The 26,992-nt window shown below is 73.8% G+C and carries 20 protein-coding genes; 18 read left to right on the forward strand and 2 right to left on the reverse strand.

Annotated elements, in window-relative coordinates:
* Nucleotides 1–101: 101 nt before the first annotated feature.
* From ACSBPG_RS17390 to ACSBPG_RS17450, 13 genes are all read left to right on the forward strand, one after another.
* Nucleotides 102–956, forward strand: a complete 855-nt coding sequence (locus ACSBPG_RS17390; protein WP_435538459.1) for an FAD binding domain-containing protein — start codon at nucleotides 102–104, stop codon at nucleotides 954–956.
* Entirely contained in the window at nucleotides 953–3,739 is a 2,787-nt protein-coding gene (locus ACSBPG_RS17395; RefSeq protein ID WP_435538460.1) for a molybdopterin-dependent oxidoreductase, read from the forward strand. Before ACSBPG_RS17390 ends, ACSBPG_RS17395 begins: the two co-directional genes overlap by 4 nt.
* Nucleotides 3,736–5,214, forward strand: coding sequence for a 6-hydroxynicotinate reductase (locus ACSBPG_RS17400; RefSeq protein ID WP_435538461.1), 1,479 nt, complete (start codon nucleotides 3,736–3,738; stop codon nucleotides 5,212–5,214). The genes ACSBPG_RS17395 and ACSBPG_RS17400 overlap by 4 nt, the downstream gene beginning before the upstream one ends.
* Nucleotides 5,211–6,272 (forward strand): UPF0280 family protein, encoded by a 1,062-nt coding sequence (locus ACSBPG_RS17405; protein WP_435538462.1) that lies wholly within the window; start codon nucleotides 5,211–5,213, stop codon nucleotides 6,270–6,272. The genes ACSBPG_RS17400 and ACSBPG_RS17405 overlap by 4 nt, the downstream gene beginning before the upstream one ends.
* Complete coding sequence (locus tag ACSBPG_RS17410) at nucleotides 6,269–6,847, forward strand: amino acid synthesis family protein (RefSeq protein ID WP_435538463.1); 579 nt, start codon at nucleotides 6,269–6,271, stop codon at nucleotides 6,845–6,847. The genes ACSBPG_RS17405 and ACSBPG_RS17410 overlap by 4 nt, the downstream gene beginning before the upstream one ends.
* Nucleotides 6,844–7,428 (forward strand): amino acid synthesis family protein, encoded by a 585-nt coding sequence (locus tag ACSBPG_RS17415; RefSeq protein ID WP_435538464.1) that lies wholly within the window; start codon nucleotides 6,844–6,846, stop codon nucleotides 7,426–7,428. The genes ACSBPG_RS17410 and ACSBPG_RS17415 overlap by 4 nt, the downstream gene beginning before the upstream one ends.
* A gap of 47 nt (nucleotides 7,429–7,475) precedes the next feature.
* Nucleotides 7,476–8,675 (forward strand): ABC transporter substrate-binding protein, encoded by a 1,200-nt coding sequence (locus ACSBPG_RS17420; RefSeq protein ID WP_435538465.1) that lies wholly within the window; start codon nucleotides 7,476–7,478, stop codon nucleotides 8,673–8,675.
* Nucleotides 8,676–8,816: 141 nt separating this feature from the next.
* Nucleotides 8,817–10,691 (forward strand): ABC transporter permease, encoded by a 1,875-nt coding sequence (locus ACSBPG_RS17425; protein WP_435538466.1) that lies wholly within the window; start codon nucleotides 8,817–8,819, stop codon nucleotides 10,689–10,691.
* Entirely contained in the window at nucleotides 10,688–11,458 is a 771-nt protein-coding gene (locus ACSBPG_RS17430; protein WP_435538467.1) for an ABC transporter ATP-binding protein, read from the forward strand. The genes ACSBPG_RS17425 and ACSBPG_RS17430 overlap by 4 nt, the downstream gene beginning before the upstream one ends.
* Nucleotides 11,458–12,168 (forward strand): ABC transporter ATP-binding protein, encoded by a 711-nt coding sequence (locus ACSBPG_RS17435; protein ID WP_435538468.1) that lies wholly within the window; start codon nucleotides 11,458–11,460, stop codon nucleotides 12,166–12,168. Before ACSBPG_RS17430 ends, ACSBPG_RS17435 begins: the two co-directional genes overlap by 1 nt.
* 57 nt (nucleotides 12,169–12,225) lie before the next feature.
* A complete protein-coding gene (locus ACSBPG_RS17440; RefSeq protein WP_435538469.1) occupies nucleotides 12,226–13,419 on the forward strand; it encodes an amidohydrolase family protein in 1,194 nt (397 codons plus the stop codon).
* A gap of 346 nt (nucleotides 13,420–13,765) precedes the next feature.
* Nucleotides 13,766–15,442, forward strand: coding sequence for a methyl-accepting chemotaxis protein (locus ACSBPG_RS17445; RefSeq protein WP_435538470.1), 1,677 nt, complete (start codon nucleotides 13,766–13,768; stop codon nucleotides 15,440–15,442).
* 63 nt (nucleotides 15,443–15,505) lie between these two features.
* Nucleotides 15,506–18,841 (forward strand): DEAD/DEAH box helicase, encoded by a 3,336-nt coding sequence (locus ACSBPG_RS17450; RefSeq protein WP_435538471.1) that lies wholly within the window; start codon nucleotides 15,506–15,508, stop codon nucleotides 18,839–18,841.
* Between the two features lie 86 nt (nucleotides 18,842–18,927).
* On the opposite strand, the gene ACSBPG_RS17455 is transcribed toward ACSBPG_RS17450, so the two are convergent.
* On the reverse strand, nucleotides 18,928–20,709 hold the full coding sequence (locus ACSBPG_RS17455; protein WP_435538472.1) for an FAD-dependent oxidoreductase: 1,782 nt from the start codon (nucleotides 20,707–20,709) through the stop codon (nucleotides 18,928–18,930).
* 270 nt (nucleotides 20,710–20,979) lie between these two features.
* Between ACSBPG_RS17455 and ACSBPG_RS17460 the strand changes: the two genes are divergently transcribed.
* A complete protein-coding gene (locus ACSBPG_RS17460; protein ID WP_435538473.1) occupies nucleotides 20,980–21,885 on the forward strand; it encodes an IclR family transcriptional regulator in 906 nt (301 codons plus the stop codon).
* 86 nt (nucleotides 21,886–21,971) lie between these two features.
* Here ACSBPG_RS17460 and ACSBPG_RS17465 read toward each other — a convergent pair whose 3' ends face one another.
* The gene (locus tag ACSBPG_RS17465) at nucleotides 21,972–22,727 is read right to left on the reverse strand and encodes an SDR family NAD(P)-dependent oxidoreductase (RefSeq protein ID WP_435538474.1); all 756 of its coding nucleotides are present in this window, start codon (nucleotides 22,725–22,727) and stop codon (nucleotides 21,972–21,974) included.
* Between the two features lie 257 nt (nucleotides 22,728–22,984).
* On the opposite strand from ACSBPG_RS17465, the gene ACSBPG_RS17470 reads away from it, so the two are divergent.
* From ACSBPG_RS17470 to ACSBPG_RS17485, 4 genes are all read left to right on the forward strand, one after another.
* Nucleotides 22,985–24,022, forward strand: coding sequence for a TRAP transporter substrate-binding protein (locus ACSBPG_RS17470; protein WP_435538475.1), 1,038 nt, complete (start codon nucleotides 22,985–22,987; stop codon nucleotides 24,020–24,022).
* 107 nt (nucleotides 24,023–24,129) lie between these two features.
* Complete coding sequence (locus tag ACSBPG_RS17475; RefSeq protein ID WP_435538476.1) at nucleotides 24,130–24,702, forward strand: TRAP transporter small permease subunit; 573 nt, start codon at nucleotides 24,130–24,132, stop codon at nucleotides 24,700–24,702.
* Nucleotides 24,695–26,035 (forward strand): TRAP transporter large permease, encoded by a 1,341-nt coding sequence (locus ACSBPG_RS17480; RefSeq protein WP_435538477.1) that lies wholly within the window; start codon nucleotides 24,695–24,697, stop codon nucleotides 26,033–26,035. The genes ACSBPG_RS17475 and ACSBPG_RS17480 overlap by 8 nt, the downstream gene beginning before the upstream one ends.
* A complete protein-coding gene (locus tag ACSBPG_RS17485; protein WP_435538478.1) occupies nucleotides 26,005–26,973 on the forward strand; it encodes a DMT family transporter in 969 nt (322 codons plus the stop codon). Before ACSBPG_RS17480 ends, ACSBPG_RS17485 begins: the two co-directional genes overlap by 31 nt.
* The last annotated feature ends 19 nt before the right edge of the window (nucleotides 26,974–26,992 follow it).

Below are 26,992 nucleotides of genomic sequence, written 5' to 3' on the forward strand. Positions count from 1 at the left end.
TCCGCCGGATGGCTCACGATGTATGTGCACGTACATAAGCTCGCATACAATGAGCGTGCAGACAACGAGCATGTCCGGCAACCCGTGTGTGGGAGAGGGTGATGGGGGCATTCCACAGACCGTCGACCCTTGACGAGGCGCTGACCCTGCTGCGGGGGCGGCCGCTGACCCTGCTGGCCGGCGGCACCGACGTCTATCCCGCCCGCGTCGCCCATCCTCCGGACGAGGACATGCTCGACCTCACCGGCATCCGCGCGCTGTCCGGAATCGCCGAGGAAGCCGGCGGCCACCGTCTGGGCGCGCTGGCCACCTGGAGCGACCTGGCGGAGGCCGACCTGCCGCCCTGGTTCGACGGCTACCGCCTGGCGGCGCGCCAGGTCGGCGGCGTCCAGGTGCAGAACGCCGGGACGCTCGCCGGCAACCTGTGCAACGCTTCGCCGGCCGCCGACGGGACGCCCAACCTGCTGGTGCTCGACGCCGAGGTCGAGCTGGCCAGTGCTGCCGGCGTGCGGCGGCTGCCGGTCGCCGACTTCGTCACCGGCAACCGCTGCACCCTGCGCCGGCCGGACGAGGTGGTGACGGCGCTGCGCGTGCCGGCCTTCGCGCCCGGCACCGCCGCCACCTTCCTCAAGCTGGGCGCCCGGCGCTACCTCGTGATCTCCATCGTCATGGTGGCGGCGCTGCTGGAGCCGGCCGAGGACGGCACCGTCGGCCGGCTGCACGTGGCGGTCGGCGCCTGCAGCGCCGTGCCGCAGCGCCTGTCGGCGCTCGAACGCGACCTCGCCGGCCGGCCCGTCGACGCCCGCCTCGCCGACCGGGTGCGGCCGGAGCATCTGGCGGCCCTCGCCCCCATCGACGACGTCCGCGCCTCGGCCGAGTACCGCCGCGACGCGGCGCTCATCCTGGTGCGGCGCGCCATCGCCCAGCTCGTGGCCCAGCTCGTGGAGGACCGATGACCAGCGCCGCCTTCACCGTGTCCGCCGCCGAGGGCGAGCGGACCATCGCCTTCCAGCTCAACGGGCGCCCGGTGGAGATCCGCGCCCCGGCGATCCGCCGCCTGTCCGACGCGCTGCGCCTCGACCTCGGGCTGACCGGCACCAAGGTCGGCTGCAACGCCGGCGACTGCGGCGCCTGCACGGTGATCCTCGACGGCCGGCAGGTCTGCGCCTGCCTGACGCCGGTGGGGCAGGTGGCCGGCCGCCGCGTCGAGACGGTGGAGGGGCTGGCGCGCGAGGAGGCGGCGCGGCGCCTGCAGCGCGCCTTCCTGCGCTTCGGCGCCGCCCAGTGCGGCGTCTGCACGCCGGGCATGCTGATGGCCGCCACCGACCTGCTGACCCGGGTCGCCGTTCCCGACCGCTGCCAGGTGGAGGACGCGCTGGGCGGCGTGCTCTGCCGCTGCACCGGCTACCGCGCCATCGTCGAGGCGGTGCTGCACGCCGCCGAGCGCGAGACCGCCCCCGGGGCCGACCCTGCGCCGCCGGCCGTCGGCGACGCCGTCGGCGCCCGCCTGGCCAAGGTGGACGGCATGGCCAAGCTGACCGGGGCCGAGCGCTACGGCGCCGACGAGGCGCCGGCCGACGCGCTCTGGCTGCGCGCCGTCCGTTCGCCCCACCCGCGCGCCCGCTTCACCGTCGGCGACCTGGAGCCGGTGCGCCGGCGCTGGCCGGGGCTGGTGGCGGTGCTGAGCGCCGCCGACATCCCCTTCAACCGCTACGGCGTGATGCCGCACATCAAGGACCAGCCGGCGCTGGCCGAGGGGCACGTCCGCTACCGCGGCGAGGCGGTGCTGGCGCTGGTCGGCGACCGCGCCACCATCGAGACCCTGCGCGACGACGAGCTGCCCATCGCCTGGGAGCCGCTGGAGCCCGTCGCCTTTGCGGCGGCGCGGGCCGGCGGGGCGGCGGCGGTGCACGCGGAGAAGCCCGACAACGTGCTGGTGCGCGGCCGGGTCGCCCGCGGCGACCTCGACGCCGCCTTCGCCGGGGCGGCCGCCCAGGCCGAGGTGGCGGTGACGACCAGCTTCGTCGAGCACGCCTACATCGAGCCCGAGGCCGGCTACGCCCGGCGGGTCGGCGACCGCATCGAGGTCGTCGCCTGCACCCAGAGCCCCTACATGGACCTGGAGGACGTGGCGGCCATCCTGAAGCTGCCGCAGGACGCCGTGCGGATCGTGCCGACGGCGGTCGGCGGCGGCTTCGGCGGCAAGCTCGACCTGTCCCTGCAGCCGCTGGTGGCCGTCGCCGCCTGGACGCTCGGCCGGCCGGTGCGCTGCGTCTACACCCGGCCGGAATCCATGGCGTCGACCACCAAGCGGCACCCCGCGCGGATCACCGCGCGCGCCTCGGCCGACGCCGAGGGGCGGCTGCTGGGGTTCGCGCTGGACGGCGACTTCAACACCGGCGCCTACGCGTCCTGGGGGCCGACCGTCGCCAACCGGGTGCCGGTCCACGCCACCGGCCCCTACCACGTCCGGGGCGCGGTGCGCGCCGAGACCCGGGCGATCCTCACCAACGACCCGCCGGCCGGCGCCTTCCGCGGCTTCGGCGTGCCGCAGGCGGCGATCGCCCACGAGGCGCTGATGGACATGCTGGCCGAGCGGCTCGGCCTCGACCCGCTGGAGATCCGCCTGCGCAACGCGCTGCACGCCGGCCAGCCGACCGCCACCGGCCAGGTGCTGGAGGCGAGCGCCGGCCTCGGCGCCTGCCTGGAGGCGCTGCGCCCGCACTGGCGCGAGGCGCGCGCCGCCGCTGCGGCGGCGAACGCCGAGCCCGGCCCGCTGCGCCGCGGCGTCGGCGTCGCCTGCATGTGGTACGGCATCGGCAACACCTCGCTCTCCAACCCGTCGAGCATGCGGGTCGGGCTGAAGCCGGACGGCCGCCTCACCCTCTACAACGGCGCCGTCGACATCGGCCAGGGCTCCAACACCATCATGGTGCAGATCTGCGCCGACGCGCTCGGCGCCCCGGTCGACCGCTTCGACCTCGTCATGGGCGACACCGACCGCACCGAGGACGCCGGCAAGACCTCCGCCTCGCGCCAGACCTTCGTGTCGGGCAAGGCGGCGGAGCTGGCCGGCCGCGACCTGCGCCGCGCCATCCTGCAGCGGCTCAACGCCGGCGAGGACGCGCGGCTGGAGTTCGCCGACGGTGCGGTGCGGGCGGTCGACGCGGCCGGCGTGCACGCCCTGCCGCTCGCCGGGCTGCCGCGCGACGCGGCGGGCGACGTGCTGGCGGGAACCGGCACCTTCGATCCGCCGACCACGCCGCTCGACGCGGACGGGCAGGGCGTCCCCTACGCCACCTACGGCTTCGCCGCGCAGATCGCCGAGGTCGAGGTGGACGTCGAGCTCGGCACCGTGGCGGTCCGCCGCATCGTCGCCGCCCACGACGTCGGCCGCGCGGTCAACCCGCAGCAGGTCGAGGGGCAGATCCAGGGCGGCATCGCCCAGGGCATCGGCCTGGCGCTGATGGAGGAGTACGTGCCCGGCCGCACCGAGAACCTGCACGACTACCTCATCCCCACCGTCGGCGACGTGCCGGACATCGCCTGCATCCTGATCGAGGACGCCGAGCCGCTCGGCCCCTACGGCGCCAAGGGGGTCGGCGAGCCGGCCCTGGTGCCGACGCCGGCCGCCATCCTCAACGCCATCCACCACGCCACGGGGGCCCGCGTCACCCACGTCCCGGCGACGCCGGACCGCGTGCGCGCCGCCCTCAAGGCCCAGGGAGTCGCCCCATGAGCGCGGACGTCGTCACGGCCAAGCCCGCCGACGCCGGCGGCGTCGTCACCTGCGACGCCTGCCCGGTGCTGTGCCGCATCCGGCCGGGCCGGACCGGCGCCTGCGACCGCTACGCCAACGCCGACGGCGTGCTGAGCCGCGTCGACCCGCTGCTGCTGGCCTCCCGCACGCTCGACCAGAACGGCTCGATGGTGCCGTTCCTGGCCAACGACTGGACCGGCAACCCGGTCGAACCGTCGGCGCTGTTCGTCACCGGGGTGGGCTCCGGCACCACCTATCCCGACTACAAGCCGGCCCCCTTCATCGTCTCCAGCACGGTGGAGGGCGTCGACCTCGTCACCGTGGTGACCGAGGGGATCTTCAGCTACTGCGGCGTCAAGGTGAAGATCGACACCGACCGCTACGTCGGCCCCGAGCAGGCGGCGGTGCGCTGCCGCGGCGAGCAGGTCGGCCACGTCACCACCGCCGAGTACGGCTCGCAGATGCTGGCGCTGGGCGGCGTGCGGCACCTCACCGGCGGCTCCAAGAAGGAGGGCGTGGTCGCCTGCGAGACCCTGCTGACCCTGTGCAACGGCGGTGCCGTGGAGCTGACGGTCGACGGCGGCTCGACCCTGACCGTGCAGGCGGGCCAGCCGCCCATCGTCGACGGCCAGCAGGAGCAGCGCATGCGGGTGGGCTGCGGCAGCGCCACCATCGGCATGTTCGCCCAGCAGTGGCACGGCCACGTCGACGAGGTGATCGTCGTCGACGACCACATCACCGGCGTGCTGACCGAGCACCAGGCCGGCAAGTTCCTGGCCATGCCGCCGTCCGGCATCCGCGTGCGCGGGCGCCGCTCGACGCCCGGCCGCTACTTCCAGGTGGCCGAGCCGGGCTCGGGCTGGGGCGGTACCAACGTGGTCGATCCCCTGACCATCATCGAGAGCATCGACCCCGCGGTGGCCCGGCCGGGCCTGCGCCTGCTGATGGTGTCGACCACCGGCGAGGACGCGCTGTGGGTCGAGCTGGACGAGGCGCTGGTGCCGCGCCCGGCGGCGATGCCCGATCCCATCCGCACGGTGGTGGAGCGCATCGGCGAGAACTGCGAGCCGGCGCTGTGCACCGTGCTGTTCATGGCCGGGGCCGGCGGCAGCCTGCGCGCCGGCGTCACCGAGAATCCGGTGCGGCTCACCCGCTCGGTGCGCGACATGCTGACCCGCGTCACCTCGGGCGGGGCGCCGGTCTATGTCTGGCCCGGCGGCGGCATCACCTTCATGGTCGACGTCACCCGCATGCCGGCCAATTCCTTCGGCCACGTGCCGACCCCGGCCATCGTGGCCCCCATCGAGTTCACCTTGCGGCTCGACGACTACGCCCGGCTCGGCGGCCACATGGACCGGGTGCGCCGCATCGACGAGGTCTCGGCGGTCGACCGCAAGCGCCTGGTCGGCTGGCACGCCGCCAACCCCTGGCCCCTGCAGGAGCCGGGGCGATGACGGGTGCCGCCGCCCGCCTCCTGCCCGACGGCCGGCTGCACCTGCAGCACGGCCCCATCGACCTGATCATCGGCGCCGAGGGCGAGCGCGACGCGGTGACGGCCGCCTTCCGGGCGGCGGCCCGGCGCTTCCCCGACGTGCTGCCGGCGCTGTGCGCCGAACTGGTCCATCTGCGCACCCCGCTCGGCGCGGGGACGGTCCCGGTCGAGGGTGCGGTGGCCCGGCGCATGGTGGCCGCCTGCTGGCCGCACCGGAGCGTCTTCGTGACGCCCATGGCGGCGGTGGCCGGCGCCGTGGCCGACGCGATCCTCGCCGAGATGACCGCCGCGGCGGATCTCGCCACGGCCTACGTCAACAACGGCGGCGACGTCGCCGTCCACCTCGCGCCCGGCCGGCAACTGCGGGTCGGGCTGGTGGCCGACATCGGCCGACCCTTGCCCCCAACCTCGCCCTCTCCCGTCCCGGGAGAGGGAGGGGACCCGCGGCGAAGCCGTGGGGAGGGTGAGGGGCGCACCTCTGGAAGGACCCTCACCCTTCCCACGCTGCGCGTGGGCCCCTTCCCTCTCCCGGGGCGGGAGAGGGGCGTGAGGCTCGCGTCATCCGTCCTGGACGGCACCATCACGCTCGACCATGATCGGCCGGTGCGCGGGCTGGCGACCAGCGGCTGGCGCGGGCGCAGCCAGAGCCTCGGCGTCGCCGATGCGGTGACCGTGCTGGCGGCCGACGCGGCGGCGGCCGACGCCGCGGCCACCCTGGTCGCCAACGCCGTGGACGTCGATCATCCCGCCGTGCGGCGGCGGCCGGCGTCGGAGGTCAAGGACGACAGCGACCTCGGCGAGCGCCTGGTGACGGTGGCGGTGGGGCCGCTGCCCGACGCGGCGGTGCGCCACGCGCTGGCGGGCGGCGTGCGCGAGGCGGAACGGATGCGCGCCGCCGGCCTCATCCACGGGGCGGTGCTGGCGCTGGCCGGCCGCTACGCCGTGGTCGGGCCGGTCGGCGCGATCGGCGGACAGGAGCCGGGGAGCGCCCGGACGGCACAGGGGAGGGCGGTGGCATGATCGAGATCCGGCGGATCCAGGTGACGGTGGAGGAGGTGTTCCACGAGGGCGGGCCGGCGGCGGCGGTGCCGCAGCGCCGCGGCGCCGTGTGCGCGGTGCTGACCAACCCCTTCGCCGGGCGCTACGTCGCGGACATCGCGCCGATGATGGACGCCCTCAAGCCGGTCGGCCTCGACATGGCGCGCCGGCTGCTGAGCGCGCTGGGCGGCGATGCCCCGGCGATCGAGGGCTACGGCAAGGGCGCCATCGTCGGCGCCGCCGGCGAGCTGGAGCACGGCGCCCTGTGGCACGTGCCCGGCGGCTACGCCATGCGCGAGGTGCTGGGCGGCACCAAGGCCATCGTCCCCTCGACCAAGAAGGTGGGCGGGCCGGGCACCCGGCTCGACGTGCCGGTGACCCACGTCAACGCCTCCTACGTGCGCAGCCACTTCGACGCCATGGAGGTGGGCGTGCCCGGCTCGCCCAAGGCGGACGAGCTGGTCTATGTTCTGGTGATGACGACGGGGCCGCGCGTGCACGCCCGCGTCGGCGGCCTTGCGGCGTCGGACATCAAGGGGGAGGACGGACTGCGATGAGTGCCACCATCCGCAAGATCGTGACCGTGACGGACGAGACCCGCCGCGAGATGGGCCGTCCCGTCGACCCGCCGACCCGGCGCGCCGCGGCGCTGGCGGTCGTCGAGAATCCGTTCGCCGGCCGCTACGCCGAGGACCTGTCCGAGCTGGTGGCGCTGAGCGAGGAGCTGGGCGCGCTGCTGACCCGGCGCTGCCTGGAGGCGCTCGGCATCGACGGCGCCCGGGCCGAGAGCTACGGCAAGGCGGCGATCGTCGGCGAGGCGGGCGAGCTGGAGCACGCCGCCGCCCTCTTGCACCCCAAGCTCGGCACGCCGATCCGCGCCACCATCGGCAAGGGGGCGGCGCTGCTGCCTTCGGCCAAGAAGATGGGCGGCCCCGGCACGCCGATCGACGTGCCGCTCGGCCACAAGGACGCCGCGTACGTGCGCAGCCACTTCGACGCGATGGAGGTGCGCGTGCCCGACGCGCCGCGCGCCAACGAGATCGTGCTCGCCGTGGCGGTGACCGACAGCGGCCGGCCGCTGCCCCGGGTCGGCGGCCTCACCAAGGACCAGATCAAGGGGGAGGACGGGCTGCGCTGAGTGCGGCTGTTTCCTGCAACATCCACAAACGGACAGAGGGGGCTGGGATGAGGACGTTGGCGAGTGCATTGGCGGCCGTGGCGCTGCTGGGGACGGTCTCGGCGGCGCAGGCGGCCGACCCGATCCGCATCGGCGAGATCAACAGCTACACCGGCCTGCCGGCCTTCACCGTGCCGTACCGCAACGGCTGGGAACTGGCGGTCGAGGAGGTCAACGCCAAGGGCGGCCTGCTCGGCGGCCGCAAGCTGGAGGTGATCGCCCGCGACGACGCCGGCAAGCCGGAGGACGCGGTGCGCATCGCCAGCGACCTCGTGGAGAACGAGAAGGTGGCGCTGCTGGCCGGCACCTTCTTCTCCCACATCGGCCTGGCGGTGGCCGACTTCGCGGCCCGCAACAAGGTGCTGTTCGTGGCCGCCGAGCCGCTGACCGACGCCATCGTCTGGGAGAAGGGCAACCGCTACACCTTCCGCCTGCGCCCCGGCACCTACCAGCAGGCGGCCATGCTGGTGGAGGAGGCGGCCAAGCTGCCGGCCAAGCGCTGGGCCACCGTGGCGCCCAACTACGAGTACGGCCAGTCGGCGGTCGCCGCGTTCAAGGCGCTCCTCAAGGCCAAGCGCCCGGACGTCGAGTTCGTGACCGAGCAGTGGCCGGCCCAGGGCAAGCTGGAGGCCGGGCCGACGGTGCAGGCGCTGGCCGGCGCCGAGCCGGAGGCGATCTTCAACGTCACCTTCGGCGCCGACCTCGCCAAGTTCGTGCGCGAGGGCACCACCCGCGGCCTGTTCGACGACCGCGCCGTCGTCAGCCTGCTGACCGGCGAGCCGGAATACCTCGACCCGCTCAAGGGCGAGGCGCCGGAGGGCTGGATCGTCACCGGCTATCCCTGGGACCAGGTGGACACGCCGGAGAACACCGCCTTCGTCGAGGCCTACCGCAAGCGCTTCAACGACAGCCCGCGCCTCGGCTCGGTGGTCGGCTACACCACCTTCAAGGCGGTCGCCGCCGCCATCGAGAAGGCCGGCTCCGCCGACACCGAGAAGCTGGTCGACGCCATGTCCGGCATCACCGTGGCCAGCCCCTTCGGCCCGGTGACCTTCCGCGCCCTCGACCACCAGTCGACCATGGGCGGCTACGTCGGCAAGATCGCCGTCGCGGACGGCAAGGGCAAGATGGTGGACTGGCGCTACGCCGACGGCGCCGCCTACCTGCCGCCCGACGACTACGTCACCGCCCGCCGGCCCAAGGAGTGAGGCGGCGCTTGCCCCCACCCTCCCCGTGCTGACGCACGGGTCCCCTCCCTCCCCCGCTTCGCAGGGGAGGGCTTCATCCTCCCTCCCCTGCGAAGCGGGGGAGGGTCGGGGTGGGGGCACACTTCAGGAGAGCTCCCGGGTATGGATTTCTACCTCATCCAGTCGCTGAGCGGCCTGGCGCAGGCGTCGTCCTTGTTCCTCGTGGCGTCGGGGCTGTCGATCATCTTCGGCGTCACGCGCATCGTGAACTTCGCGCACGGCACCTTCTACATGCTGGGCGCCTACCTCGCCTACACCGTGGCCGACGGGGTCGGCGGGGCGCTCGGCTTCTGGGGCGGGATCGTCGCGGCGGCGCTGGCGGTGGGGGTGCTCGGCGTCGTCATGGAGGTGGCGCTGCTGCGGCGCCTCTACCGCTCGCCCGAGCTGTTCCAGCTCCTCGCCACCTTCGGCGTCGTGCTGGTCGCCCAGGACGTGGTGCTGGCGCTGTGGGGGCCGGAGGACCTGCTGGGGCCGCGCGCCCCCGGGCTGTCGGGCCGCGTGCGCATCCTCGGCCACGCCGTGCCGCAGTACGACCTCTTCCTGATCGCCCTCGGGCCCCTGGTGCTGGGCCTCCTGTGGCTGCTGTTCCACCGCACGCGCTGGGGCATCCTGGTGCGCGCCGCCACCCAGGACCGCGAGATGACCGGCGCGCTCGGCGTCAACGAGGCGTGGCTGTTCACCAGCGTGCTGTTCCTCGGCTCGCTGCTGGCGGGCCTCGGCGGGGCGCTGCAGGTGCCGCGCGAGGCGGTCAACCTGCACATGGACGTCTCCATGGTGGTCGAGGCCTTCGTCATCGTCGTCATCGGCGGCATGGGAAGCGTCGCCGGCGCCTTCCTCGCCGCCCTGCTGATCGGCGAGCTGCAGGCCTTCGGCATCCTGATCTTCCCGGAGATCACCTTGGTCCTGGTCTTCCTGGTGATGGCGCTGGTGCTGACGGTGCGCCCCTACGGCCTGCTCGGCCGGCCGGTGCCGGAGGCGCGCGGCGGGTCCCACGTGCCCGACCAGCCGCTGCGCCCGACGCCGCGCCCGGTGCGGCTGCTGGGCGCCGCCGTGCTGGCGGTGCTGGTGGCGCTGCCGGCGCTCGCCGGCGACTACGCGCTGGTCGTCCTCAACGAGGTGCTGGTGCTGATCCTCTTCGCCGCCAGCCTGCACTTCATCATGGGGCAGGGCGGCATGGTGTCGTTCGGGCACGCCGTCTATTTCGGCCTCGGCGCCTACGCCGCGGCGCTCACCGTCAGCCATCTCGGCACCGGCATGGTGGTGGGGCTGCTCGCGGCGCCCGCCCTGGCGGCGCTGGGGGCGCTGGTCTACGGCTGGTTCTGCGTCCGGCTGTCCGGGGTCTATCTCGCCATGCTGACCCTGGCCTTCGCCCAGATCACCTGGTCCATCGCCTTCCAGTGGCAGGCGGTCACCGGCGGGGACAACGGCATCCTCGGCGTCTGGCCGGCGCCCTGGGCGTCCGGCATCCAGGTCTACTACTACCTCACGCTCGCGGTGTGCGTGGGCGCGGTGCTGCTGCTGCGCCGGGTGATCTTCGCGCCGTTCGGCTACGGCCTGCGGGCCAGCCGCGATTCCGTGCTGCGGGCGCACGCCATCGGCATCGACACGCGGCGCCACCAGTGGCTCGCCTTCATCGTCGCCGGCGCCTTCGCCGGCATCGCCGGCGGGTTCTACGCCTTCTCCAAGGGCAGCGTCTTCCCCACCTACCTCAGCATCTCCGCCTCGGTGGACGGCCTGGTCATGGTGCTGCTGGGCGGCGTGCAGACGCTCGCCGGCCCGATCGTCGGCGCCGCCCTGTTCCACGGCCTGGAGACGGAGATCGTGCGCCACACCGACTACTGGCGCATCGCCCTCGGCGGCATCATCATCGTCCTGGTCCTCGCCTTCCCGCGCGGCGTCGTCGGCGCGCTGGCGGCGCGCTTCGGCCGCGACGATCCCGGCCGGGCCGGCGATCCGGCGCTCGGGGGTGCGCGATGAGCGGGCTCGAGGTCAGGGGCCTCGCCAAGTCGTTCGGCGGCGTGCACGCCGTGCGCAACGTGGAGTTCGCGCTGGCGGGCGGCGAGCTGCTGGCGCTCATCGGCCCCAACGGGGCCGGCAAGACGACCACCTTCAACATGCTGAACGGGCAGCTCCTGCCCGACGAGGGCAGCGTCCGGCTGAACGGCGTCGAGCTCGTCGGCAAGCCGCCGCGCGAGATCTGGCGCCTCGGCGTCGGCCGCACCTTCCAGATCACCGCCACCTTCCTGTCGATGACGGTGGTGGAGAACGTGCAGATGGTGCTGCTGTCGCACCACCGCCGGCTGCTCGGCTTCTGGCGGCCGGCGGCCCGGCAGTTCCGCGACGAGGCCATGGATCTGCTGCAGCGGGTCGGCATGGCCGAGCAGGCGGAGCGTCCCTCCAGCGTGCTGGCCTACGGCGACCTCAAGCGGCTGGAGCTGGCGATGGCGCTGGCCAGCCGGCCGACGCTCCTGCTGATGGACGAGCCGACCGCCGGCATGGCGCCGCGCGAGCGGGTGGCGCTGATGGCGCTGACCGCCGAGCTGGTGCGCGAGCGCGGCATCGCCGTGCTGTTCACCGAGCACGACATGGACGTGGTGTTCACCCATGCCCACCGCATCGTCGTCATGAACCGCGGCGCCATCATCGCCAGCGGCAGCCCCGACGCGGTGCGCAACGACCCGGTGGTGCAGGACATCTATCTCGGCAGCGGCGCCATGTTCGCCGACGGCGAGGAGGCCGCCTGATGACCGAACTCCTGTCCGTGCGCGGCCTGCACAGCCATTACGGCCGCGCCCACATCCTCGCCGGCGTCGACCTCGCGGTGCGCCGCGGCGAGGTGGTGGCCCTGATGGGCCGCAACGGGGCCGGCAAGTCCACCACCTTCCGCTCCATCATGGGGCTGGTCGAGGACCGGCGCGGCGCCATCGCCTTCGACGGGCACGACATCGCCGCCCGCCGCCCCTACGAGATCGCCCGCCTCGGCCTCGGCTACGTGCCCGAGGACCGGCGCATCTTCACCGACCTGACCGTGCGCGAGAACCTGGAGGTGGGCCGCCGGGCGCCGCGCGCCGGCGCCCCGGCCTGGACGCCGGAGCGCCTCTACGCGCTGTTCCCCAACCTGGCCGAGGCGCGCGACCGCGCCGGCGGGCGGATGAGCGGCGGCGAGCAGCAGATGCTGACGATCGCCCGCACCCTGATGGGCAACCCCAGCATGATCCTCTTGGACGAGCCGTCGGAGGGCATCGCGCCGCGCATCGTCGAGATGATGGCGCGCACGATCCTGGAGCTGAAGAAGGAGGGACTGACGGTGATGCTGAGCGAGCAGAACCTGCATTTCGCCGCCCTCGTCTCCGACCGCGTCTACGTCATCGAGAAGGGCTGCATCCGCTACGAGGGCACCATGGACGCGCTGAAGGCGGACGAGGAGGTCCGGCGCGCGTACCTGACCATGTGAGGGGAACCCTCTCCCCTCCGGGGCGAGGGAGCTTGAGAGCACGACAAGGAGACGGCGATGGCGGTGGAACAGGGCGGCGGGGCCGCCAAGGGAAAGACGGTCGTCCGCAACGTCGGGCTGATGCTGTCGGGCGACCTCGACCGCCCGGTGCTCGACGCCGACGCGGTGGTGGCGGTGGACGGCAGGATCGCCGCGGTCGGCCGCCTGGCCGAGCTCGACACCGAAGGTGCGGACACGGTGATCGACGCCAAGGGGACCTGCCTGGCGCCCGGCCTGATCGACAGCCACGTCCACCCGGTGTTCGGCGACTGGACGCCGCGGCAGAGCCAGCTCAACTGGATCGACAGCTTCCTGCACGGCGGCGTCACCACCATGGTGTCGGCGGGCGAGGTGCACCTGCCGGGCCGGCCCAAGGACGTGGTCGGGCTGAAGGCGCTGGCGATCACCGCCCAGCGCAGCTTCTCCGCCTTCCGCCCCGGCGGCGTCAAGGTGCTGGCCGGCGCGCCGGTGCTGGAGAAGGGCATGGAGGAGCACGACTTCCAGGAGCTGGCGGCGGCCGGCGTCACCCTGCTGGGCGAGGTCGGCCTGGGCAGCGTCAAGGCCGGCGACGAAGCCCGGCAGATGGTGGCCTGGGCGCGCAAGCACGGCATCCAGAGCACCATCCACACCGGCGGGCCGTCGATCCCCGGCTCCGGCCTGATCGACAAGGACGTGGTGCTGGAGGCCGACGCCGACGTCATCGGCCACATCAACGGCGGCCACACCGCGCTGCCCGAGGGCCACGTCTGCGAGCTCTGCGAGCGCTCCTCGCGGGCGATCGAGCTGGTGCACAACGGCAACGAGCGGGTCGCCATCGCCGCGCTGAAGGCGGCGCGCGACCTGAAGCAACTCCACCGGGTGATCCTCGGCACCGACAGCCCGGCCGGCTCCGGCGTGCAGCCGCTGGGCATCCTGCGCATGGTGGCCCTGCTGTCCGGCCTCGGCGGCCTGCCGGCGGAGCTGGCGATCTGCCTCGCCACCGGCAACACGGCGCGCCAGCGCAACCTGGCGGGCGGCCTGATCGAGCCCGGCCGCGCCGCCGATTTCGTCTTCCTCGACCGGCCGCAGCACTCGGCCGGCCGCACCGTCACCGAGGCGATCGAGCTGGGCGACATCCCCGGCGTCGGCATGGTCGTCATCGACGGCCTGGTCCGCTGCGGCCGCAGCCGCAACACCCCGCCCGCCGACCGGCTGCCCGAGGTGGTCGGCTGAGGCGCGGCAGCCGCCGGAGTCGACGGGTTTGGCGCGGACCCGCGGCCAGGGCGGGTCCGCGTCACGCGCTTCCACCATGACCCGCCCACATACGCGCCATGCGTGCGAGACGGACCGCGCAACAGATGATCCCGTGGGACGTCCGGTGTCGTTCTAATCACGGCTTTGAAAGTCCGTTCCGAACCCTTGGTCGAAACGATCGAATAAATCTCTGCGATTGCGACGCAAAATACGCTCTGCCGCACGAATGCCGACGTGCGGCCATCGTCCGGTCAATTTGACATATTCGATCCTGAGTCGCACCGTCTTGTAGATCTTTCGAGAGCGCGTGCGGAGGGTTCGCGGCATGAAAGTTCCGTCTTTATCGCTGGCGGCCAGGAGTGCTGCTGCTGCAATAATCAGTATTGGGATCATGGCGGTCGCCATCTTGCTGGTGACGTACCTGATGCTGACCATGTATGCGGAAGGCTTGGCGCAGGCTCGGCAGGATGCCAACATGCGCGTTGCCCGCGACGTGCTGAGCCGCTACGGCGAGGAATTCAGAGCCGACGGAGAGGCGCTCTATCTCGGCAACCAGTCGTTGAACGGCTTCGCCGAGCCCGTCGACCGCGTCAAGCAACTGGTGGGCGGAGCCGCGACCCTGTTTCTCGGCGACAGGCGCATCACCACCAACATTCACAACGCCGACGGAACGCGCGCCATCGGCACCCGGCTGGGCGACGGGACGATCCGTGAGATGGTGCTGCAGCGCGGACAGCCCTATCGGGGCGAGACCGACATCCTCGGCGAAACCTACCTCACGGCCTACGATCCCATCCGCGACGCAACGGGCAAGGTGATCGGAATGCTCTTCGTCGGCGTGCCGAAGGCGGAGTTCTTCGCCACGGTCGGTGAGACGCTCACGGCGATCGGCGGCATCAGTGCCGGCGTCGCCGGACTGGTGGCCGTGGGTTTCTTCGCGCTGTCGCGACGGATGTTCCGGCCGCTGCTCGGCATCCGGGCGGCCATGGACGATCTGGCGCACGGGCGGTTGGATGTGGCGATCCCGGTGCTGGACCGCGCCGACGAGGTCGGCGCCATGGCGAAGGCGGTCGAGGTGTTCAAGGCGAACGCTGTCGAGCGCCGACGCCTGGAGGGGGAGCAGAAGGCGGCCACCGCGCGCGCCGAGGCGGAAAAGCGGTCGATGCTCGACGAGCTGGCGCGGAGCTTCGAGGTCAGCGTGGCGGAGGTGGTCGAGCATGTCGGCCGCGAGGCGGCGCGCGTCCAGTCCACGGCGCGGTCCATGGCGGCGCTCGCCGAGGAAACGGGTCGGCAGTCCACCGCCGTGGCCGCGGCATCCGAACAGACGGCCAGCAACGTCCAGACGGTGGCGGCGGCGACCGAAGAGCTGTCCGGTGCCATCGGCGAGATCGGCCGGCAGGTCGTGCAGTCGTCGCAGGTGGCGGCCCGGGCGGTGGAGCAGGCGCGGACCACCGATGACCGCGTGGCCGGACTGGCCGACGTCGCCGACCGGATCGGCGCCGTGCTCGACCTGATCCGGACCATCGCCGGACAGACCAACCTGCTGGCCCTGAACGCCACCATCGAGGCGGCGCGTGCCGGCGAAGCGGGCAAGGGTTTCGCGGTCGTCGCCTCCGAGGTCAAGGGGCTCGCCAACCAGACGGCGGCCGCCACCGAGGAGATCGCCGCACAGATCGCGGCCGTGCAGTCGGCGACCCGGGAGGCGGTCGGCGACATCAAGGCGATCCTGACGGTGATCGGCGAGATCGATGCCATCGGCACGACGATCGCCAGTGCCGTCGAGGAGCAGGGGTCGGCGACCCAGGAGATCGCCCGCAACGTCCAGCAGGCGGCCCAGGGCACGCAGGAGGTGTCGTCCAACATCGCCGGCGTCACCCGGGCGGCTGAGGAGACGGGAAGCTCGGCCGGGCGGGTGCTCGGCGTGGCGACGTCTCTGGCCGAGCAGGCGGAGGTCCTGCGGTCCGCGATGCGGCGTTTCCTCGACGGTATCCGCGCCGCGTGACGGCACCTTTGTTCCGCCCGCCGTGTTGATGCCCTGCGGTCGGACCAGGGGGAGGCGGCGAGCTTGGACCAGAGGATGTGGGGCGACGCGGCGGCCGGGCCGACGGCGATGCCCGCCACCGAAGGCGCGCTGGCGGTGGCCCTGATGGCGGCGGCGCGGCAGGCCGGACGGCGCGGGCTGATCCATGTCGCGCGCTCCGCCGACCGGGCCGAGCGGCTCGCCGGCATCCTCCGGGTGCTGGCGCCCGGGCTCGCCGTCCTGCACCTGCCGCCGTGGGACTGCCTGCCCTACGACCGGGCGCCGCCCTCCGCGGCGGCCATGGGCCGGCGGGTCGCCGTGTTCGCCCGCCTCGCCGCCGGGATGGACGAGCCCCACCTCATCCTCGCCTCGCCCGGCGCCCTGCTGCAGCGCGTGCCGCCGCGGACGGTCTGGGGAGCGGCCGTCTTCACCGTCTCGCGCGGCGCGCCGCTCGACCTCGACGCGCTGCGGCGCTTCCTCCTGCGCACCGGCCACCGCGTCGACGACCGGGTGGACGAGCCGGGGGAGGCGGCGATCCGCGGCGAGGTGGTCGACGTCTTCCCCGCCGGCGCCGACGGGCCCTGCCGGATCGACCACGCCGACGGGCGCGTCGCCGGCATCCGCCTCTACGACGCCGCCACCCAGCGCACGACGGGGGAGTGCCGCCGGCTCGACCTGCGGCCGGCGTCGGAGGCGGTCACCGCGGCGGACGCGCCGCGCGAGCCCGGCCTCGAACACCGTCTGCCGCGCCTCTACCCGCACCTGGAGACCCTGTTCGACCTGGCCCCCGAGGCCGCGGCGATCCTCGAACCGGAGGTGCCCGAGCGGGTGCGCACGGTGCTGTCCATCGTCGCCGACGCCCACGAGACCCGCACCCGCCTGGCCGCCGCCCGGCGCGGCGGGGACGAACGCCCGCCGGCGCCGGCGGAGCTGTACCTGACCGGGGACGCGTGGGACGGCGCCCTGGCCGGCCGGCCCGTGCGGCTCCTGGAGCGGCCGGCGGAGGGCGCCGACGGGGCGGTGCCGCGGCCCGCCGGCGCCGGATCGCCCGGCCGGCGCCTCGCGGCGCTCGCCGCAGCCTGCCGCGACGCCGGGCGGAGGCTGGTCCTGGCCGCGCCCGCCGGCGCGCCGCTGCGCCGCCTCGCCCGCTTCGCCGAGCGCCACCTCGGCGCCGCCCCGGTTCCCGCCGCCTCCTGGGCGGAGGTGGACGGGCACGAGGCCGGCACCGTCCTGCTGCTCGAGGCCGTCCTGCCGCAGGGTTTCCGCACCGACGGCGCGCTGGTGCTGACGGCGGCGGAGGTGCTCGGCCCGCACGCCGGGGCGGCGGCCGGCGCGGCGGCCGTACCGCCGTTCGACGGCGGGGGCGACCTGACGGTCGGCGATGGCGGCGACCTGACGGTCGGGGAGGCGGTCGTCCATCTCGACCACGGGCTCGCCCTGCTGCGCGGCGCCGAGCCGATTGACACCCCGGACGGCCCGGCGGAGGCGGTGCGCCTGGAGTTCCGCGGCGGCGACACGCTGCTGGTGCCGACCGAGGACCTCGGCCGGGTGTGGCGCTATGGCGCCGGCGGCACCGTCGCGCTGGACGGCCTGAATTCCGGGTCGTGGGAGCGGCGGCGCGACGAGGTCGCGCGGGAGGTCGCCCGCACGGCGGGGGAGCTGGTCCGCCGGGTCGGCGAGCGGCTGGCCGCGCCGGCGCCGGCGCTCGTTCCGCCGGCGGCGGCCTACGAGCGGTTCGCCGCCCGCTTTCCCTACGCGGAAACGCCCGACCAGGCGGCGACCATCGCCGCCGTGCTGGACGACCTGGGCAAGGGTCGGCCCATGGACCGCATCGTCTGCGGCGACGTCGGCTACGGCAAGACCGAGGTCGCCCTGCGCGCCGCCGCCGCCGCCGCGCTGGCCGGCCGGCAGGTCGCCGTGGTGGCGCCGACGACGGTGCTGGCCCGCCAGCACCTGGAGACGTTCCGGGCGCGCTTCGCCGGCAGCGGGCTGGAGATCGGCCACCTGTCGCGACTGGCCGGGACGGCCGAGGCGCGCGAGACGAAGCGGGGCCTGAAGGACGGCCGCATCCGCATCGTCGTCGGCACCCACGCGCTGGCGGGGAAGGGGGTGGCGTTCCGCGACCTCGGCCTGCTGATCGTCGACGAGGAGCAGCGCTTCGGCGTGCGCGCCAAGGCGTCCCTGCGCGACCTCGGCGGCTCCCGCCACCGCCTGACCCTGACCGCCACCCCGATTCCGCGGACCCTGCAGGCGGCGATGGTGGGGCTGCGCGACCTCAGCGTCCTGGCGACGCCGCCGGCCCGCCGGCAGCCGGTCGCCACCTTCGCGGTGGAGTGGGATCCGGCGGTGGTGCGCGAGGCGCTGCTGCGGGAGCGGGCCCGCAACGGGCAGAGCTTCGTCGTCAGCCCCCGGGTGGAGGACCTGGGGCGCCTGGAAGGCGAGCTGCGCGCGCTGGTGCCGGAACTCGACCTGGCGATCGTTCACGGCCGGCTGCCGGCCGAGGCGGTGGACGACGCCATGCTCCGCTTCGCCGGCGGCGAGGGGGACGTGCTGCTCGCCACCAACATCGTCGAGAGCGGGCTCGACGTGCCCTGCGCCAACACCATGGTGGTCTGGCGGGCCGACCGCTTCGGGCTGGCCCAGCTCCACCAGCTGCGCGGCCGGGTCGGCCGGGGGCGCGTGCGCGGCGTCTGCTACCTGACGACGGCGCCCGGCACCGCCCTCGGCAGGGCCGCCGCGGAACGGCTGCGCACCCTGCAGGCCTTCGACCGGCTGGGCGCCGGCTTCGCCATCAGCGCCCGCGACATGGACCTGCGCGGCGCGGGCGACCTGCTGGGCGAGGACCAGGCGGGCCACGCCCGCCGGGTCGGCCTGGGCCTTCACCGCTTCATGGTGCGCCGGGCGGTGGCGCGGGCGAAGGGGGAGGAGGCGCCGCACGGCTGGACGCCCGAGGTCCGCGTCGGCGGCGTGCCGGGGGCGATCCCGGCCGACCTCGTGCCCGAGCCGGAGACGCGGCTGCGCCTCTACGCCCGCGCCTGCCGGCTCGAGTCGGAGGAGGCCGCCGCCGGCTTCGCCGACGAGATGGAGGACCGCTTCGGCCCGCCGCCGCCGGCGATGCGGGACTGGCTCGGCCTGACCGCCCTGCGCGTCGCCTGCCGCCGCCACGGCGTGGCGCGCCTGGAGGCGGGGCCCAAGGCGGTGGCCGCGACGTTCCACGACACGGCGGCCCGGGACGCCGCGCGCCGCGCCGCGGCCGGGGCGGCGGACCTGCACTGGCAGGACGAGCGCCTGCTGCTGGCCCGTCCCACGGACACCGCCGCGGCCCGGCTGGCGGCGGCGCGCGACCTGCTGGAGCGGCTGGCCGGCGGCGCGGCCGCGTGACGCCCGCCCCGAACGCCTGATCCCGCTCTAAGTTCAAACGTTTGGAGCAAGACGCCTTTGGCCGGATCGGGCAAAGGCGTCTTGCTCTAGGCGTTGCCGCCGGCCATGTGCCGGGCGGCGATGTAGCCGAAGGTGATCGCCGGTCCCAGGGTGATGCCGCCGCCGGGATAGTTCCCGCCCATGATGCTGGCGGCGTCGTTGCCGGCGGCGTAGAGGCCCGGGATCACCGCGCCGTCCGCGTCGAGGACGCGCGCGTTCTCGTCGCAGCGCAGCCCGGCGAAGGTGCCGAGGTCGCCGATCACCAGCTTGACCGCGTAGAAGGGAGGGGTCTCCACCGGCGCCACGCAGGGGTTCGGCCCGTGGTCCGGATCTCCCAGCGACCGGTTGTAGGCGGTGCCGCCCTTGTGGAACTCGGGGTCCTGGCCGTTGCGCGCGTGCGCGTTGAAGGCGGCCACCGTCGCCTCCAGCCCCGCCGGGTCGATGCCGACGGCGCGCGCGAGGTCGGCGAGGGTCTCGCCGCGGGCCAGATAGCCGGACCGCAGGTGCTGCCCGAACGGCACCGGCGCCGGCTTGGCGTAGCCGAGCCCGTACTTGCGGAAGGTCGGGTGGTCGGCGATGAAGAACGCGCAGACCTCCGCCCCCTCCTCGGTGCAGCGGCGGTGCATCGCCTGGCAGAAGTCGTGGTAGGAGTCCGCCTCGTTGACGAAGCGGCGCCCCGACCGGGTGACGGCGATGACTCCCGGCTTCGAGCGGTCGACGAAATGGGGGAAGGTGCCGCGGCTGCCGTCCGGCAGGACCGGGCGGGAGACCGGCACCCACGCCGCGGCGTGGGGCAGCGCGTCGTTCACGGCGCCGCCGACCGACTCGCCCAGGCGCAGCCCGTCGCCGGTGTTGCCCGGCGGCGCCGGCGAGGCGTGCTCGTGGCCGCTGGCGGCGTGGGGGAACAGGGCCTTGCGCCGCACCGGGTCCTGCGGGAAGCCGCCGGCCGCCAGGACGACGCCCTTGCGCGCGGTGACCGTCACCCGGCCCTGCGGCGTGTCGACGACGGCGCCGGTGACGCGCCCGTCGTCGTCGCGGATCAGCCGCCGCACCGGCGCGTCGGTCCAGATCGGCACCTTCCGGTCGAAGCAGGACTTGGCGAGGCGCCCGACCAGGGCGTTGCCGTTCATCAGCCGCATCGGCCGGCCGTGGAAGGCCATGTCGCGCAGGAACTTCACGAACAGCATGCCGACGTAGGCGGCCGACACCGGCGAGCGCGTGACGTTGAAGAAGTGCAGCAGCTCCTTGCCCGAGCCGATCATCATGCCGAGGAAGGTGATCTCCTTCAGGGGCGGGCGCAGGCGCCGGATCTCGTCGCCCAGTGCGCGCCCGTCGAAGGGGCGGGCGACGATGGAGCGCCCGCCCGGCATGCCGCCGGGGGCGTCCGGGTGATAGTCGGCGAAGGTCGGCCCCAGGTCGAACTGCAGCGCCGTCTCCGTCTCGAAGAACTCCACCGCGCGGGGGCCCGCCTCGAGGAAGGCGTCGACGCGCGCCGCGTCGAAATGGCCGCCGGTCTCGTGCCGCAGGTAGGTGCGCGCCTTCTCCGCGCTGTCCTCGACGCCGGCCCGCCGGGCCGGGCCGTTGCACGGGATCCACATCCAGCCGCCGGAGCGCGCGGTGGTGCCGCCGAAGACGTGCTCCTTCTCGACCACCAGGACGTCGAGGCCGCGGTGGGCGGCGCACACCGCGGTGGCGAGGCCGCCGGCGCCGGAGCCGACGACCAGGACGTCGCACACGCGCTCCGCCGTTCCGCCCCCGTCGCCCCGCACCGGAACCGCCGTCGTGTCGCCGTTGCCCGGGCCGCGGGCCGCCCCGTCGATGGCTGCCATGTGTCCTCCCTTCCGTGATGGTCCGCCCGCCGCAGCGTCGGGGGGTGTCCCCGTTCCGGCCATGCGCCGGCGCCGGTCGTGCGCAGCGTCGTTGACGCCGATCGTTCGTTCCCATATAGCGAACTCATTCGCCAATGGCAAATGTCTGACGAGCGACGCCGCACCGCCTGCCGGCCCCGGGGTGCCGGGCGCGCGACGCGGGTCTGTTCCGGGGCGGGCCGAATCCTGTACATCGGGCCGCGGCGGGCGGGATGCTGACGGGAGGGGACCATGGACACTCCGGAGCCATCGACGGGAACGACCGGGCGGGGCATCCAGTCGATCGAGATCGGCGGCCGGCTGCTGCGGGTGCTGGCGGAGGCGGCGCGGCCGATGATGCTGCGCGACCTCGCCGACGCGGCGGGGATGCCGCCGGGCCAGGCGCACGCCTATCTCGTCAGCTTCCGCAAGATCGAGCTGGTCGAGCAGGACGGCGTGAGCGGGCGCTACCGCCTCGGCCCGTTCGCCCTCCACCTCGGCCTGGCGCGGCTGCGCGGGTCCGATGTCTACGAGGCGGCGGCGGCGAGCGCCGTCGAGTTGGCCGAGCGGCTCAACCTCGCGGTCGCCGTCTGCGTCTGGGGCACCCATGGCGCCACCGTCGTGCGCATCCACGAGTCCTCGCGTCAGATCCACGTCAACGTCCGTCCGGGCACGGTGTTCGGGCTCACCACCACGGCGACGGGCAAGCTGTTCGCGGCGCTGCTGCCCGAGCGCCTGGTCCTGCCCCTGCTGGAGGCGGAACTGCGCGACCCCGCGCGCCGCGGCGGGGCGGACGCCGAGGACGTCACCCTCGACCGGCTGCGGGCCGAGCTCTCGCAGATCCGCCGCACCGGCATCTCCACCATCCGCGACCGGCCGGTCCCCGGGGTCAGCGCCCTGGCGGCGCCGGTGTTCGACCATTCCGGCCAGATGCAGGCGGCCATCATGATGATGGGCCCGACCGCCCTCGTCGACTGCAGCCCGGAGGGCGAGCAGGCCCGGGCGCTGCTGGGCACGACGCGCGGCATCTCCGAACGGTTCGGCCACCGTCCGCCGGACGCCGCATCCGCATCCGCATCCGCATCCGCGTCGGCCGGGGGCGCCGAGGCCGGCGTGTCCGCCCGGCGCGTCCGCCGGCGGGCCGCCCCGTCCTCCTAGAGCAAGATTCACGCTTTTGGCCGATCCGGCCAAAAGCGTGAATCTTGCTCTGAGCATTTGAATTTGGAGCGGGGCGGCGCCTGGCCTCACACCGCGAGGTAGCCGCCGTCGACCGGCAGCATGACGCCGGTGACGTAGCTGGAGAGCCGCGAGGCGAGGAAGAGCACCGGTCCGACCAGCTCCTCCGGCTGCCCGACGCGGCCGAGCGGCGTGTGGCCGAGGAAGCGCTCCAGGACCTCGGGGTTGTCGCGGGTCGTCTGCGTCATCGGCGTCTCGATCACCCCCGGCGCGATGCCGTTCACGCGGACGCCGTCGGCGGCGAGCTCGGCCGCCATCGCCCGGGTGAGCTGGAGCACGGCGCCCTTGCTGGCGGCGTAGGAGGAGACGTTGCGCCCGCCCACGAAGGACATGATCGAGCCGAGATTGACGATGCGGCCGCGCGTCGCCCGCAGCTGCGGCAGCAGCGCCGTCGTCATGGCCACGCAGCCGCCGACGTTGACCTCGAGCGTCAGCGCGACGTCGTCGCGGTAGCCCGGCGCGTCGACCGGCGTGCGGCGGATGATGCCGGCGTTGTTGACGAGCACGGAGGCCGGCCCCAGCCGCCCCTCGACCGTCCGGGCCGCCTCGCGGCAGGCCTCGGCGTCGGTGACGTCGAGCGTCAGCGCCAGCGCCGCACCGCCGGCCGCCTCGATCTCCCGCGCCACCGCGGCGGCGCCGTCGCCGTTGCGGTCGGCGACCGCGACGGCGGCCCCGGCCCCGGCCAAGCCGAGGGCGATGGCGCGCCCGTTCCCCTGCGCCGCACCGGTCACGACCGCGACGTCGCCCTTCAACAGCCCTTCCATGGCCGGCTCCCTGATTCGTTATCAGCTAATCATTTCGTTTATGTCGCATCCGGTGCGGCGGTCAAGGATCGCGGGGCCGTGCGGCGGGACACGGGTGCCTCGTCGATTCGATCATTGCGAATCGATTCGTTTGACGTTAGTCTGCGGCCCAAGCATTCCCCAGAGCGCACAGTGCGGAATCCGGCGGCAGGCCAGGGAGTGCCGCCGGCTTCCCGAACGGGCAGCGACAGAGACCAACGAAAACGAGAGGAAATGCCGTGAAGAAGCTCCTGCTTGGCGTCGCGACGGCGGCCGCGATGGCCGCATCCGCAACCACCGGTTTCGCCGCGACCTACGATCTGCAAAGCGTCTTCGGGCTCCAGGTCCCGTCCATCGGGCCGAGCCCGGGCAAGTGGGCCGAACGGGTCGCCCTGATGACCGGCAACAAGGTGGCGATCAAGGTCCACGGCGCCGGCGAGTTGGTCCCGCCCTTCGAGGTGTTCGGCGCCGTCAGCACCGGGGCGATCCCCATGGGCTTCGACTGGATCGGCTACTGGGCCGACAAGATCCCGGTCGCCAACCTCGTCGGGTCGATGCCGTTCGGGCCGGACCCCGAGCTGTTCCTCGGCTGGATGTTCCAGGGCGGTGGGCTGGAGATCATCCAGAAGGCCTACGATCCCTTCAACGTGAAGGTCATCCCGTGCCACCTCGTGGTGCCGGAGGCCGGCGGCTGGTTCAACCGCGAGATCAAGTCCGTCGAGGATCTCAAGGGCCTCAACATGCGCATCGCCGGCCTCGGCGCCAAGGCGATGGCGCGCCTGGGCGCCAACACCCAGCTCATCCCCGCCGGCGAGATCTACGTCTCGCTGGAGCGCGGCCGCATCGAGGCGGTCGAGTTCTCCGCACCGCAGCTCGACGCCGGCTTCGGCTTCCAGAAGATCGCCAAGCGCTACTACTTCCCGGGCTGGCACCAGCCGGCGAGCTGGGACTCCATCATCGTCAACATGGACGTCTGGAAGGAGCTGGGGGCCGACACCCAGAAGATCTTCGTCGAGGCCTGCCAAGCCAACATCACCTACAACATGTACGACCAGCTCGGCGCGCAGATCGACGCGCTGGAGAAGATCGAGGCGGCCGGCGTGACCGTCGAGCGCTTCCCGGAACCGGTGCTCGCGGCGCTGCGCAAGGCCTCCGACGAGGTGCTGGAGGAGGAGGCGGGCAAGGACCCGCTGTTCAAGGAGGCGCTGGCCTCGATGCGGGCGTACATGAAGCGCGTCGGCCGCTGGCAGGACCTGCAGGCGCTGCCGCGGGACTGAGCGGTCCGCCGCCGCGGCGGCTCCCGCCCCCCTCGCGTCGTCCCCGTCCCCGCCGGTCGGCGGGGACGGCTGTGCGACAGTCCGCAGACCGATCTCCGGGTATTCCCATGATTTCCGCCCTCCGTGCGATCGAGGACGCCTGCGCCTGGGTCGGCCGCATGGCCGGCTGGCTCGTCGTCCCCCTGATGCTGGCGGTGTGCGTGGCGGTGGCCGCCGTGCAGCTCCGCGTCAACGTCGTCGCCAGCTGGTCGACCCCGCTCCCCGTGCTCGGCACCGAGCTCTCGGTGAACGGGCTGCTCGACCTGCAATGGCACCTCTTCGCCGTCCTCGTGCTGCTCGGCGGCGTCTACGCCTACCGCAGCGACGCCCACGTCTCGGTGGACGTGTTCTCGCAGGCCCTGCCGGCCCGGCTCCGCACCCTGGTGACGGTGTTCGGCGACCTGGTCCTGCTCGTTCCCTTCGCCCTGCTGATGGTGTGGTTCTCCTGGAACTTCGTCGGCAGCGCCTACCGGTCGGGCGAGGGGTCGAGCTACGGCGGGCTGCTCGACCGCTGGATCATCAAGTCGGTGATGCCGCTGGGCTTCGGCCTGCTGGCGCTGGCCGGCACCGCGCGCGGGCTGCGCAAGGCGGTGGAGCTGGCCACCGGCCGCGAACCGGAGGGAGCGCACGGCCGTGAGTGAAGCTTGGCCCATCGGCATGGTGGCGGCGCTGCTCGTCGGCATCTTCAGCGGCTATCCCGTGGCCTTCGTGCTGGCGGGCGTCGGCGTGCTGTTCTGCGTCGCCGCCGGGGTGCCGCTGATCTTCCTGTCCACCGGCGTGCCGCGCATCTTCACCGGCATCCTGGCGAACTGGCTGCTGATCGCCGTCCCCCTCTTCGTGTTCATGGGGCTGATGCTGGAGCGGTCGGGGATCGCCCAGCGCCTGCTGCGCTCGCTGGCCCGGGCGCTCGGCCGGGCGCCCGGCGGCTACGCCTTCGCCGTCGCCATCATCGGCATCGTCATGGCCGCCTCGACCGGCATCATCGGCGCCAGCGTCGTGCTGATGGGCCTGCTCGCCCTGCCGGTGATGCTGGGGAACGGGTACGACCCGCGGGTGGCGACCGGGCTGATCGCCGCCACCGGGACGCTCGGCATCCTCATCCCGCCGAGCATCATGCTGGTCATCCTCGGCGACACCCTGCGCCTCTCCGTCGGCGACCTGTTCGCCGCCGCTCTGGTCCCGGGGCTGCTGCTCGGCGGCCTGTACGTGGTCTACCTCGTCGTGCTCGCCCTGAGCCGGCCGGAGCTGATGCCGCCGCTGCCGCCGCACGAGCGCATGACCTCGGCCCGCGACCTGCTGGTCCTGGCCCGCGACCTGATGGCGCCGCTGGCCCTGATCGCGGTGGTCCTCGGCTCGATCATCGGCGGCGTCGCCACGCCGACCGAGGCGGCGGCGCTCGGCGCGCTCGGCGCCCTCGTCCTGGCACTGCTGTCGCGCGAGCTGACCTGGCGCCGCTTCGCCGCGGTGGTGGCCGAGACGACCAAGACCACGGCGATGATCATGTTCGTCATGATCGGTGCCACGGTGTTCAGCGTCGTCTTCCGCCGCCTGGGCGGCGACACCCTGATCGCCGAGGCGCTGGGCGCCGGCACCGGCAGCGCCTACTGGGTGCTCGCCGTCATCATGGTGCTGGTCTTCGTGCTGGGCATGTTCCTGGACTGGATCGAGATCACCTTCATCGTCCTGCCGATCGTCGCCCCGGTCATCGCCTCGCTCGACTTCGGGCTGGCGGACCAGGAGACGCTCCTCTGGTTCGCGATCCTGTTCGCCGTCAACCTGCAGACCTCGTTCCTCACCCCGCCCTTCGGCTTCGCCCTCTTCTACATCCGCGGGATCGCCCCGCCCGGGGTGGACATCGCCACCATCTACCGCGGCATCGTGCCCTTCGTGCTCATCCAGATCGCCGCGCTGGTCCTGTCGATCCTGTTTCCCGGGCTGGTGCTGTGGCTGCCCCGCCTGCTGTCGGGCGGCTGACGACGGGCGGCGGCGCGGGCCCCCGGCCGGCGGACCCCGGCCCCGGCCCCGGCCCCGGTCGCGAGCGGTTCGCGGCCGGGGCCGTCCTGCTGCTCGTCCTGTCCGTCGGCTGGGGCGTGAACTGGCCGATCATGAAGGTGGCGCTGGTCAGCTTTCCGCCCTGGACCTTCCGCTTCGCGAGCTGCTTCGTCGCCGGCCTGTCGCTGCTGGCGGCGGCCGCCGCCGCCGGGGCGCCGGTCGTCCCCCGCGGGCGGGAATGGGGCGCGCTGGCGGCGGCGTCCCTCTTCTCCATCGCCCTGTTCCAGATGATCGTCGCCTACGCGCTGCCCCGGGCCGCCTCGGGGCACGTCGCGCTGATCGCCTTCACCATGCCCCTCTGGGTGACCGTGATCGGCGCCGCCGCCTTCGGCGAGCGGCCGCGGCCGCGCACGGTGGCGGCGCTGGCGCTCGGGCTGGCCGGGCTGGGGCTGCTGCTGGCCCGCGACGCCGCCGGCGTCGGCGCGGTGCCCCTGCCGCTGCTGCTGACGGTCGGCGGCGCCGTCTGCTGGGCGGTCGGCACGGTGATCCAGAAACGCGCCCGCTGGTCGGTCGGCACGCTGGCCGGCGCCGGCTGGCAGCTGCTCCTGGGCTCCCTTCCCATGGCCGCCGCCATGCTGGCGCAGGACGAGCCGTTCGCCGTCGCGGCGGGGCCCGCGGGGTGGCTGGCCGCCGCCTACACGACCCTGGTCGCGCTGGTGCTGTGCTACGCCGTGTGGATGCGGATCGTCAGCATCCTGCCGGCGCCGATGGCGGCGCTGTCGACCCTCCTCGTGCCGGTCGTCGGCGTCGTCAGCAGCGGGCTGATTCTCGGCGAGCCGCTGGGCTGGATCGAGCTCGCCGCCGCCGCCACCATCCTCGCCGGCCTCGCCCTGGTGCTGCCCGCCGGGCCGCGCCGCTGACACGGCCGGCCGCTTCCGG

This window comes from Azospirillum sp. ST 5-10, assembly GCF_051225715.1.
In the GTDB taxonomy this organism is placed as follows: Bacteria; Pseudomonadota; Alphaproteobacteria; order Azospirillales; family Azospirillaceae; genus Azospirillum.